The 12,474-nt window shown below is 60.0% G+C and carries 8 protein-coding genes and 2 pseudogenes; 3 read left to right on the top strand and 7 right to left on the bottom strand.

The features are described 5' to 3' along the window. A partial coding sequence (locus WM40_RS03655; protein ID WP_046152207.1) for an integrase core domain-containing protein occupies positions 1-306 on the top strand: 306 nt, incomplete at its 5' end. Positions 307-1,215: 909 nt separating this feature from the next. On the opposite strand, the gene glmS is transcribed toward WM40_RS03655, so the two are convergent. The 7 genes and pseudogenes from glmS to WM40_RS03690 all read right to left on the bottom strand — a co-directional run bounded on the left by glmS (position 1,216) and on the right by WM40_RS03690 (position 10,835). After that, positions 1,216-3,042: a glutamine--fructose-6-phosphate transaminase (isomerizing) gene (gene glmS, locus WM40_RS03660; RefSeq protein WP_046152208.1), complete on the bottom strand. Its 1,827-nt coding sequence runs from the start codon at positions 3,040-3,042 to the stop codon at positions 1,216-1,218. A 74-nt stretch (positions 3,043-3,116) separates the two neighbouring features. Next, the gene (gene glmU / locus WM40_RS03665; RefSeq protein ID WP_046152209.1) at positions 3,117-4,481 is read right to left on the bottom strand and encodes a bifunctional UDP-N-acetylglucosamine diphosphorylase/glucosamine-1-phosphate N-acetyltransferase GlmU; all 1,365 of its coding nucleotides are present in this window, start codon (positions 4,479-4,481) and stop codon (positions 3,117-3,119) included. Between the two features lie 162 nt (positions 4,482-4,643). Then, the gene (locus WM40_RS03670; RefSeq protein ID WP_024903377.1) at positions 4,644-5,597 is read right to left on the bottom strand and encodes a chemotaxis protein; all 954 of its coding nucleotides are present in this window, start codon (positions 5,595-5,597) and stop codon (positions 4,644-4,646) included. Between the two features lie 148 nt (positions 5,598-5,745). Next, on the bottom strand, positions 5,746-7,632 hold the full coding sequence (locus WM40_RS32035; protein WP_052738152.1) for a methyl-accepting chemotaxis protein: 1,887 nt from the start codon (positions 7,630-7,632) through the stop codon (positions 5,746-5,748). Positions 7,633-8,135: 503 nt separating this feature from the next. Next, positions 8,136-9,062: pseudogene (gene ttcA / locus WM40_RS03680) on the bottom strand (tRNA 2-thiocytidine(32) synthetase TtcA); the annotation flags it as partial. Between the two features lie 24 nt (positions 9,063-9,086). Then, positions 9,087-9,482: a dihydroneopterin aldolase gene (locus WM40_RS03685; RefSeq protein WP_046152298.1), complete on the bottom strand. Its 396-nt coding sequence runs from the start codon at positions 9,480-9,482 to the stop codon at positions 9,087-9,089. Between the two features lie 342 nt (positions 9,483-9,824). Next, positions 9,825-10,835 carry a hypothetical protein gene (locus WM40_RS03690; RefSeq protein WP_157685694.1) on the bottom strand — a complete coding sequence of 337 codons (1,011 nt, stop codon included), beginning with the start codon at positions 10,833-10,835 and terminating at the stop codon, positions 9,825-9,827. Between the two features lie 88 nt (positions 10,836-10,923). Between WM40_RS03690 and WM40_RS03695 the strand changes: the two are divergent. Next, positions 10,924-12,198 (top strand): annotated as a pseudogene (locus WM40_RS03695) (class I SAM-dependent methyltransferase); the annotation flags it as partial. A gap of 74 nt (positions 12,199-12,272) precedes the next feature. Next, the gene (locus WM40_RS03700) at positions 12,273-12,467 is read left to right on the top strand and encodes a DUF2905 domain-containing protein (protein WP_024903383.1); all 195 of its coding nucleotides are present in this window, start codon (positions 12,273-12,275) and stop codon (positions 12,465-12,467) included. Positions 12,468-12,474: the final 7 nt, after the last annotated feature.

Genomic DNA, 12,474 nt, shown 5'->3' on the forward strand with positions numbered 1-12,474 from the left:
TATCTTTCGATTCGCTACAGTAAGCGTCTGAGCACTGCTGGCATCGAGCCGTCTGTTGGAAGTCGCGGCGATAGCTACGATAATGCGCTGGCCGAGACCATCAACGGATGGTACAAAGCCGAGGTAATTCACCGACGCAGCGCGTGGAAAACGCGCGAATCGGTGGAAGTCGCCACGTTGGAATGGGTCGTTTGGTTCAATCATCGTCGTCTGATGGGGCCACTCGGATATATCCCTCCAGCCGAAGCTGAGGCAAACTATCACCGCCACGGCAAAATTAACGTAACCGAGGCAGCGTTAACTTAAACCAACCCGCCTCCACAAATCCCGGCGGGGTTCAGCATGCCTTGTATCTGAAACAATAGCAGACACAATATCGAAATGGACTACTGCAACGCTACCTCGGTCGCACATTGACAGATGCCTACCTGAGCGGAGCCATCAGTTGGAAATCATCGTTGAGACGTATGTGCCGTTTGGGGAACGTTCATCGGCGGGCTTGCGCGTCAGACCCCTTCCAGGTCAGGGCGTAGACCCAAGCCTCAAAGTAGAGTGCAGTCGCTCAATGCGACAACAGCATCCCGCTGGTTCGCTGTTTCGACTATCCGTGAAGCTGACCGACCGAAAAGGAACGCAATTCTTATATGCTCCCCCTAATGCACCATTCGAGCATGTGACCTACGAGGAAGCAGAGCGATTTATCTCAACCATGTTCGGCACTTAATCGACCGGCGTGCTCCCTCAAGAATGCTACAGCCCGCGTAGCCAAACCGTCATAGAGAACGGTACTGCGTCACTCACAATCTTCAAAAGTAACGTTACGAAGCGGAAATATTATATGGGGCAAGCGGGAGATGATCCGAGGGGCGTCATGATGTGGCAGATGACCTGCGTATGGCCACACTGAAGCCGCTCCCGCACGTGCATATCCGGCACGCAGCAATCGACAAGACATCGCCCGACCGGATGTGCCATTAAAGCAAAGTGGAAGGTCCTAGAGTAGGACCTTCGTGCGGACATTTTGAAAAAACGCGACGCGAAATTGGGGGCTAGTCGCCTCTCGCCGATTTTCAAAAACCATCGGAAACAGATATTTTTTAACCACTTATTTTATTGGGGTTTTCGGAAATCTCCCCCCCAATCTAGCCATCCAAGCTATTTTAAAAAGCTTTCTATTTCCGGCCTACACACACGCCTCGTGAAGTGCCCCCCCTTTCACTCCACCGTAACCGACTTCGCCAGATTCCGTGGCTTATCCACATCAGTCCCTCTAGCACACGCCGTATGATAAGCAAGCAATTGCAGCGGCACGGTATGCAGAATCGGCGACAACAGCCCGTAGTGTTCCGGCATCCGGATCACATGCACGCCCTCATCGCTTTCAATGTGCGTATCGGCATCGGCAAACACATAAAGCTGCCCGCCTCGGGCGCGCACTTCCTGCATATTCGACTTCAGCTTTTCCAGAAGCGAGTCATTCGGCGCCACGGTCACCACTGGCATCGCTTCGGTCACCAGCGCCAGCGGTCCATGCTTCAGCTCTCCTGCGGGATAGGCTTCAGCATGAATATAAGAAATCTCCTTCAGCTTCAACGCCCCTTCCAGCGCAATCGGGTAATGCAAACCACGCCCCAAAAACAGTGCATTTTCCTTACGTGAAAACTCTTCCGCCCAGGAAATGATCTGCGGTTCCAGCGCGAGCACGCTATTCAGCGCCGCCGGCAAGTGACGCAATTGCGCCAGATACTTCGCCTCAGCCTTAGCGTCCACATGACCCCGCAACTTGCCAAGCGTCGCAGCGAGAATAAACAACCCCACCAACTGCGTCGTAAATGCCTTGGTCGACGCCACGCCGATCTCGGTGCCCGCGTGCGTCAGGAACTTCATCTTCGTCAGCCGCACCATGGCGCTGGACGCAACGTTGCAAATAGCCAGCGTATTCTGATGCCCCAGCTCCTGCGCGTATTTCAGCGCGGCAAGCGTATCGGCCGTCTCCCCCGACTGCGAGATCGTCATCACCAGCGCATTCGGATTTGGCACGGACTCACGATAGCGATATTCGCTGGCCACTTCCACATCCGCGGGAATCTTCGCAACCGACTCCAACCAATACTTCGCCGTCAAACCGGCGTAATAGCTGGTACCACACGCCAGAATCAGCACCCGATCGATCTTTGACAGAATCGCCGGAGCGGCCTCGCCAAACAGCTTGGCATCAAAGCCATCAATGGCCGGAATCGTGTCATTGATCGCGCGCGGTTGCTCGAAGATTTCCTTCTGCATGAAGTGGCGATACGGCCCGAGCTCGACGGCACTACCATACGCTGCCACCGTACGCACTTCCCGTTCGACCGTTTGATCGTGCGCATCGACAATCGTCACGCCGTTCAATTGCACGTCGACCACATCGCCTTCTTCCAGGAAGATGAAGCGATCGGTACTACCCGCCAGCGCCAGCGCATCGGACGCGATGAAGTTCTCATGCTTCCCTGACGCGCCAATACCCACCACCAATGGCGATCCGGCACGCGCACCCACGACCCGATGCGGCTCGTCTTTATGAATCACACCAATCGCATAAGCACCGCGCAGCAGCTTCACTACTTTCCGCACAGCCGCGAACAGATCGCCCGCATAATGCAGATGCACCAGATGCGCGATGACCTCCGTATCCGTCTGCGATACGAAGGTGTAACCTTTCGCGATTAAATCCTGACGCAGCGGCTCGAAGTTCTCGATGATCCCGTTGTGTACCACGCCCACCGTGTCATGCGAGAAAATCGGATGCGCGTTGTGCGTGACAGGTGCACCATGCGTCGCCCATCGCGTATGCGAGATACCCGTTTCCGCTTGCAGATGTTGCTCGCGCACTTGTGCATCGAGTTCCGCAACCCGCGCCGTGCTGCGTGCACGGGCCAGTTGCGCATCTTTGATGATGGCCACGCCGCAGGAATCATAACCGCGGTATTCAAGCCGCCGCAGACCTTCCACCAGTACATCGACGATATTCCGCTGCGCTACCGCGCCTACAATCCCACACATGGTTTGTCCTCGATATCACACGTCAATCCGCTTCCGCGGCAAGCCGATGGCCCGCATGCCGGAAGCGGGCGGCGTTACGCCTTCCTCTGTTTTACCGGCCGCTGATAACCGGCCTTCGCAAGCTGCGTCTTCTCGTTCAGCGTCAGCGACGCGGCGGGCACATCTTTCCACACCGTCGTTCCAGCGGCCAGCGTGGCACCTTTGCCAATCCGTACCGGTGCGACCAGGCTTGCATTCGATCCCACGAAGACGTCGTCCTCGATGATGGTTCGATGCTTGTTGGCACCATCGTAGTTGCACGTGATCGTACCCGCGCCCACATTCACGCCACTGCCGATATCCGCATCGCCGATATACGTCAGATGGTTGGCCTTCGACCCCTTGGCGATGGTCGCGTTTTTCACTTCTACAAAATTGCCGATATGCACATCGTCGGACAATGCCGCGCCGGGACGCAGACGCGCATACGGTCCGATAACCGCTCCCGCACCGATCTTTGCACCTTCCAGGTGGCAGAACGCATCGATGCGGGTGCCCGCGGCAATCTCGACATCACGCAGCACGCAGTTCGGCCCGATACGCACGTCATCACCCAACACCACGCTGCCTTCGAACACACAGTTCACATCGATCGATACATCGCGGCCGGTTTTCAAGACACCACGCACGTCCACTCGTGCCGGATCAGCCAGCGTCACACCGTCGTCCAACAGCGTAGCCGCAATCCGCGCTTGAAACGCCCGTTCCAACACGGCAAGCTGCGCACGGCTGTTGACGCCAAGCGTCTCGGTCTCGTCGGACGAGGACACGGCGTGCACAGCCAAGCCATCGGCAATGGCGGATTCGACAAGATCGGTCAGGTAATACTCGCCTTGCGCATTGTCGTTGCGCAGCGCCTCGAGCCAGCCGCCCAGCTTTGCAGTAGGCAGCACGACAATGCCCGTGTTGACTTCCTGGATGGCCTTGGTTGCCGCATCGGCATCCTTCTCTTCAACGATCTTCGTCACGGCACCGGATGCGTTGCGCACGATACGACCATACCCCGTGGGGTTGTCCAACGTGACGGTCAACAGCCCATAGCCTTGCGGTCCGGCGGCATCAATCAAACGTTGGAGCGTAGCGCCGGTCGTCAACGGCACATCACCGTATAAAACAAGTGTCGGAACGGAAGGATCGAGCGCATCGAGGGCTTGCTTTACAGCGTGCCCGGTACCCAGTTGCTGGGTCTGCTCGGCAAAGACGATATCGGAAGCGGTCACGGCGTCTCGTACCACAGGGGCGCCGTGCCCCACCACCACCACGATACGCGTGGGCCGCAACGTGCGTGCCGTGTCGATCACATGGGTCAACAGCGGTCGCCCCGCCAGTGGATGCAGGACCTTCGGCAAGGCGGAACGCATCCGCTTACCCGAACCCGCGGCCAGAATCACGATGTTCACGTGGCACCCTTCGGTCAGAATGAGCGCTCCATTCTAGCACGCGAAGGGGATGGCAAAACCGTTCGGCGGGGCCCAAACCGGCCCCCTCGAACCCGCAAATCGCGGTGCAAACAACGGTTCGCCCAACCGCCGCGAACCCGTCACGCACCAGTCAATAATCGATCAGGCGCATTGCTTGATCGCACTGCGCATCGCCTCGGCCAATTCCGCCGCAACGAATTTCGCGACATAGCCGTTCGCGCCTACCTTGCGTACGTGCTCTTCATTAGCCGATCCAGACAAGGACGAGTGGATGACCACGGGAATGCGCTGTAGCCCTTCCTCCGCCTTGATACGGCGCGTCAACGTGAAACCATCCATCTCGGGCATTTCGAGATCAGTCAAGACCAGGGCGATTTCGTCGCTGATATTCCGGCCTTCGGAGCGCGCCTTCTGGTTCATCGCATCCAGCACGTTCCAGGCTTCCTGCCCGGTCTTGGTCATGATGAACGGCACGCCCATTGCGGTCAGGCTCTGTTCCAACAGACCACGTGCCACGGCGGAATCATCGGCCGCCAGCACCTTCGCGCCCTTGCGCAGCTTCAACGCACCGGTCTCCTGCTGGTCGATTGGCGGACGTTCTTCCGGCATCACGTCACGCAGAATCTGCTCGACGTCCAACACCTGCGCCAGCAAATTCTGATCGCCGGGCAAGCGGGCGAAGCTGGTCACCGTCTTGCTGCGCGAATGTGATTCAGCCGACAACACGTTGCTCCATTCCAGGCGCACGATATCGTCTACCTCTTCCACCGCAAAGCCCTGCGTGGTCCGCGCAAACTCGGTCACCAGCAAGATCTTCAAGCCATTACGCGGTTCGCATCCGGTGATACGCGCCAGATCGATCACCGGAATGATTTGGCCACGGATATCGGCAACACCGAGCATTTCGGGACCGGCCCCCACCAGGGCGGTCAGCTTCGGCATGGCCATGATCTCACGGATCTTGAACACATTGATGCCGTACAGCTCGCGCTGATCCGTGCCCGGCGATTCGCCAAGCCGGAACAGCAGCAGCTCGAACATATTGTTACCGGCCAATCGGACCCGTTGTTCGATGTCCTGTTGCGTCGTATCCATGCTTTTCTCCCCCACCGCCTTGAAATGCGCCTGGTGCCGCCAGCAACCTGATATCGCACATCATGCGGCGGCAGGTTTCCGAGGCGTGCCACGCACGCTATATCTGAAAACAGAAATTAAGACACTAATGAACGATGCAAAATCCGGCTTAGAAGGTTTCCCACTCATCCGCCGAAGCCGGCTTCGGCACTGCCACGGAACGCGTGCCCGTCTGCATTGGCGCAGGCGTGCGCAACACTTCCTCCGCCACGGCAACGGACGCCGTTGCCGCCACCGGTGCGGCCGCCGCCATCGATGTGCGCGGCGCGGTTCGCGCCGGGGCCTTGTTCACGCCTTTCGACCGTGAACCCACCGGCGTTTTCCGTGCGCGCGTTGCCGTCGTCCCGGCAGCAGATGCTTTCGGGCGCGACGCACTACTGATCGCCACCGGCGATGACGACACAGGTATCGATGCCAGCACCTTCGCGGCAACCTCGACGTTGCGATCGACCTTGAACGTGGCGACGAGCGACTTCAATGCACTCGACTGCGCGGCCATCGACTGCGCCGCCGCCGATGCCTGCTCGACCAGTGCCGCGTTCTGCTGCGTCACTTCGTCCATCTGCGCCACTGCTTGGTTGACCTGCTCGATACCCGTTTGCTGCTCGGTCGACGCGGCGGAGACTTCGCCCATCAGGTCGGTCACGCGCCGCACGGACTTCACGACGTCCTTCATCGTCGCACCGGCTTCATCAACCAACGCCGAGCCGGCTTTCACGCCCTCCACCGATTGGTTGATCAGCCCGGTGATTTCCTTCGCGGCCGCGGCACTACGCTGCGCCAGCGTGCGCACTTCGCCGGCCACCACCGCAAAGCCACGCCCCTGCTCGCCGGCACGAGCGGCTTCCACCGCCGCGTTCAAGGCGAGAATATTGGTCTGGAATGCAATGCCTTCAATCACCGAGATGATCTCGGCAACTTTCTCGGAACTGGTGGTGATGCCGCGCATCGTACCCACAACCTTCTCGACCACGTCACCGCCGCGCTCGGCAATTTCCGATGCATCACGCGCCAACATATTGCCTTGCTTCGCGTTCTCCGCGTTCTGACGCACGGCGGCAGTCAGTTGCTCCATGCTGGCCGCGGTCTCTTCCAATGCGGAGGCCTGCTCTTCCGTCCGCTGACTCAGGTCGCTGTTACCCGCGGCGATTTCCGAAGAACCGGTGGCAATACTTTCGCTGCTATCGCGTACACGGCTGACCATCGATGCCAACTTTTCGTTCATGTTCGACAGCGCGCCAAGCAATTGCGCCATCTCATCACGGCCGCGCACCTCGATGCGCCGGGTCAAGTCGCCACGTGCAACGGTCTCCGCCACGTCCACAGCCTCACGTACCGGCGCGGTGATCGAGCGCGTGATCAGCACGGCAATGACGCTGCCGCCCAGGAAGGCCAGCAGGACGATCACCACCGTGGTCGTCAGCGTTTCGCTGAACGCACCTTCGGCGTCCGCGACGGCGGCATCGCCGCCCTTCCGGTTGAATTCGATATCCTCAGCGATAGCGTCGACCAAGGTGCCAAACGCCACTGTCGCGCCATTAAGCGCCAATTCACGGGCTTGCATCATCCCCGCATCACCGGTAGCAGCGAGATCGGCGACCTGCTTGTCGACCTCGCGATACACCGTCCACGCCTGCTGAACCTTGTCAGAGAGTACTTTTTCGTCGCCGTTGGCCGAGAGCTTTACATAGTCTGCCCAGGCACTGTCATACGCCTTGAGTGAAGCGTCACGCGTCTTGTTGTCTTTCGCGCGCCCGGCGTCACTCGTTTGCAGCAAAATCTTCAACTGCGTCCGACGCACGGTGTTGGCGGTATTCTGAAGTGTTCCCAGCGCCTGGATACTTGGCAACCAATCCTTTGCCAGGCTCTCCGTGCCGCGATACACACGCGATGTCTGCATATAGGACAAAACGCCCATCAACGCGATCAACAGCAGCGTGATGCCGAATCCCAATCCCAAGCGGGCGCCAATCTTCAAGTTGCTCAGAAACTTCACGACAGCTCTCCATGAGTATGCAGTACGGTGAACGGCCGCCAGAAAGCTTACTGAAGGTCTTGAGCGATATTTATTTAGCCATGCCGGGGCTTTCACTGCCGATGCATCGAAAAAAAACCAGCCATTAAGCGGTTTTTACCGATTTCGCACCACCTCCGTCATACCAACTATTAATATCAATCATGCCGCGCCGCCGGGGCGTCGTTATCGATGCAATGCCGCGATCACACGCTGGCGGCGCGATCGCCTTATCGTATTTTTATTTAGTGGAAAGCTTGCCGAAAATGGATAGAAAAAAGCGCCGCCATCATCGATGGAGACGCTTTTTTAAACGCATCGAGACGTACCGGTCTGTCTTGTAAAGACCGTCAACCCTCTCGCTTGCCGAAGCGAATCACCTGCTCACGGAGCCCAGACGACGGGGTAGTGCGTATCGATGCCTCGTTCGTCGCGCGGGTAACGGCGTCAACATCAGCATCCTCTTCATCATCGGCAAGCATCAAGGGCCGCGCCACGTCGCTGCCACAGGGATCTTCATCGAAAGCGATATCGCCATCCGGATCAGGGCTGCCGCTGGCACGCAAGCCGGTGAAGTTGAACAGATCCCGATCCATCAGATGCGATGGCACCACGCTCGACAGCGCGTTGAACATATTGTCGACGCGCCCTGGAAAACGTTTATCCCAATCGCGGATCAGCGCCTTCATCTCGGCGCGCTTCAAATTCGGCTGGCTGCCACACAGATTGCAAGGAATGATCGGGAACGCACGCAGAACCGCGTATTTTTCAAGATCAACTTCCTTCACATACGCGAGCGGACGGATGACGATATTGCGGCCGTCGTCCGATTGGAGCTTGGGCGGCATGCCCTTGAGCTTGCCGCCATAGAACATGTTCAGGAACATCGTCTGCAGAATGTCATCACGGTGATGGCCGAGTGCGATCTTCGTTGCGCCCAGTTCGCCCGCCACGCGATACAGGATGCCTCGACGCAGTCGCGAACATAGCGAACACGTGGTCTTGCCTTCCGGCACCAGCCGCTTGACGATGCTGTAGGTATCCTGGTTTTCGATGTGAAACGGCACACCGCGCTGCGTCAGGTACGCAGGCAGGATGTCCTCCGGAAAACCAGGCTGCTTCTGGTCAAGGTTGACGGCGATGATCTCGAAGTCGATCGGCGCGCGCTCACGCAGCCGCATCAGAATGTCGAGCATCGCATAGCTATCCTTGCCGCCGGACAGGCACACCATGACCCGATCCCCGTCCTCGATCATGTTGTAGTCGCCAATGGCTTGGCCGACCTGACGCGCCAGACGCTTGAAGAGCTTGTTGTTCTCGTACGCGTCGCGTTCCTCGCGCCGCGTGGCCGCACGTTCTGCACGAATCACGGCACCGGGGCTAGCGTCCGGCGTGGTCTGGTCCACCGTCATGTCGGCGGGAATATCGTCAGGCATTTACGCCTCCTTGAATCGGAATACCTCAACGCCCACGGACTGGCAGTCCGGATAGACGTCGATCTTCTCAGTGATGACACGCACCGCGCGCACACGCGCATCGGCCAGCAATCGCGCCGCCAGTCCATCACACAGCGTTTCCTGCAAATGCACATGCCCGTCGCCGATCGCCTCGGTAATGGCGTCACGAATGATGTCCGTGTTGACGATCTCTTCGAGCGCGTCGCGTTGTGGTGTTGAGATGGCCAGTGGCACAAACAGCTCGACATTGAAACGAACCTTTTGCGGTCCGTGCTTTTCCCGCTCGTAGGCGCCAATATGCATTCGGACTTCATAGTCGCGAACGAACAAGCGGCGGCAGTCGGCAAGACGAGGGTCGATCAGCACGCTGGTCATCGCGCGGCTCCACAGGAAACTTATCGGCGGCGGACGTAAGACCACGAAGCCGAAGGCCGGCAATGATCGGAAACATCCAGCGTAAAAACGAAAAACTTCAATAATATCAATCGCAACCGCATTTCGGCAAACAGGCATGGCCGCCGCCGCGGTAAATCAATCTGAATCGAAGCGATTGCACCAGACGACGCTTCACGCTGACGCGTTTGCACCACAGCGCGCCGCTTGGAAGCGCCAGCGAGCGTCTGGCAACCGCAGCACCATCAAGGAACATTCGCGTAGCATCACGCGGCGTAGCCAAAACCCGTTTGCAACCACGCCGGGGGACACCGGGCCGCCAGTTTACTCGCTCCTGGCAACTTGGGTTGGCACGCCGCCTAGTCGCAACGTTGCACCCGTGATCGTGCTGGCTTGCGCGCCATAGTACAAGGCTTGCGCCAACGCCGCGTCCGCACCGGCCCGTTCGTCGCGATCACCACCATCATGCAACGGCGCACTGACCGCGCTGACGCGCATCCCCGGCGCATATGCCCGTGCCAGGCTCGGCACCGTCGCATGCAAGCCGGCTTGCGACGCCGCGTACGGCACGGTCTCGATATCGACGAGCCGCTGCAACCCGGCTGTATCGAGCAGCACCAGGATCGACGCATCCTCCACCGCGAATCGCTCCGCATCAGCGTCCGCCGGAGGCGACTTTTGCCCCCGCCAAGCCTGCCACGCCGCGTGCTGCGCGCTCATCAGACACAAGGGGATGGTCAAGTTCGCCTTTTGAAAGCGGCTTACTTCCTCGCCGTCCGTGCCATGCGCGGTGTCGGAACGCGGACCTGCGGATGCGGGACGGCCGCCCTGTTCCACCGCGTGCCGCGGGTCCACAAACGCCGATGGGGCAACGATCAGACAACGTGCCGGCGCACCAAACCCCGTGACGGCGGTACAGGCGCCGATCGTCCCGGCCGCCGCCGCATTGGCGGAGGCGCCGCCTGAATCCAATCCGAAGTAGCGCAATTGGCATGGATGACCTGTCCGTTCGGCCAGCGCGAGAAGCGCCGCGCCACGCGGCGAGTCAGCCAACGCGACGGCCGGGACCGCCGACGCGAGCGGCGTACCGTAGAACCCGACATCCCATCCGGCCTCGACGAACGCCCCCGCCACGCGCGCCGCGCGTGCGCCGATGACATTGGCTGCCTCAATGCCGCGCCTGGCACCTCCACCGCCAGCGCCGCCGTCGCCATCCGGTTTGTCAGGCCATGATGCGGGGCAGCGCTCGTCGGCGTCCCAATCGACACCGATACGCGCAGGCAGGAGCACCACCGGTGCGCGGCTGGTGCCTCGCGATGCGGATAAAGCAGGCAAAGGCGTAGCCCCCGGGCTGTCGGAGCCGTGTGCGTGGGTCGATAAAACGGGGGAGCGGGAAGATTCGCAGGTCATTTACAATGTCGCGATGAACGCCAATCATCCTGCCAGTTTACCTGTTCCCGACGCCGCCGCCCTCGCCCGCAGCACATCGTTGCGCGCGCGCATTGCCGCGGAGGTCAGCGCGCACGGCGGCTGGCTGCCTTTTTCGCGCTATATGGAATTGGCGCTCTATACGCCAGGCCTTGGTTATTACAGCGGAAACAACGTCAAGTTCGGTCGCGGCCCCGCCGACGGCAGCGACTTCATCACCGCGCCAGAATTGACATCGCTGTTCGGCCAGGCGTTGGCCCGTCCCGTTGCCCAGGCGCTGCGGATGGCCGATGCCGATGCCGTGCTGGAGTTCGGAGCTGGCAGCGGGAAACTGGCCGCCGATCTGCTACTGGCGCTGCATGGCATGTCGAACGATGACAATGCGGGCACACCGATCTGCAGCCGTTATACGATCGTTGAGCTGTCGGGTGAACTCCGCGCCCGCCAACACGACACACTGGTCACCTTGATCGCCCGTGCCGGCGCCGGTGGCCCGGCCGCTTCGGCCGAAACGGACGCAGTATGCCGCTGGGTGGACGCGCACGTGACCTGGATCGATCGCCTCCCGGAGACATTCAGCGGTGTCGTGATCGGCAACGAGGTCCTGGACGCAATGCCGATAACGTTGCATCCGCTCACGAAGGGACGCTGGCACGAACGCGGCGTGGGGCTCGATGGGGCGCATCTGGTGCACCGCGATCGCCCCTGCGCCGCGCCGGACACACTCGCGCCCGCATTGCGCGCGCTCTTTGAACACGTCGGACGGATGGGGCAAGACTACCTGGTGGAAACGCACGGCGCCGCCAGTGCCTTTGTCGCCACCGTCTGCACAATGCTCACGAAAGGCGCGGCGATTTTCATCGATTACGGGTTTCCCGCGCACGAGTACTACCACCCGCAACGCACGGCCGGCACGGTGATGTGTCATTACCGTCACCAGACGCACGGCGACGCACTGCTGTATCCCGGACTGCAGGACATCACCGCGCACGTGGATTTCAGCGCGATGGCGCAAGCCGGGATCGACGCTGGCGCCGATATCCTCGGCTATATGTCGCAGGGCCGGTTCCTGATCAATTGCGGGATTGCGGACATCCTCGCGCGCCAGGTCAGCCCGGAACACCCTGCCGCCTATCTACCAAAGGCCAGCGCCATGCAAAAGTTGTTGTCCGAAGCGGAGATGGGGGAGCTGTTCAAGGTCATCGGCTTCTCGCGGGCACTCGACGACATTCCCGATGCCTTCCTGACCGGCGACCGCTCCTGGACGCTGCTGCCGGATGGCGATGGCGATGGCGATGGCGATGGCGATGGCGATGGCGATGGCGATGGCCGGAACGATGCATCATGATCCGCTGGTTCATCACGTCATTTATCGCGACGATGTTACTGAACGGGTGCTGGCCCTGGCTCAGCAAGATTGGCGTGGGGCGTCTGCCCGGCGATCTGCGTGTCCGGGCGTTCGGCCGCGAGTACGCATTTCCCTTCATGTCGTCGATCGTGATCACCGCGATCGGCTTCGCGCTGGCGCGAATACTCTGACACGGTT

Origin of the sequence: Robbsia andropogonis, from assembly GCF_000970345.1 — a bacterium.
Lineage (GTDB): Bacteria > Pseudomonadota > Gammaproteobacteria > Burkholderiales > Burkholderiaceae > Robbsia > Robbsia andropogonis.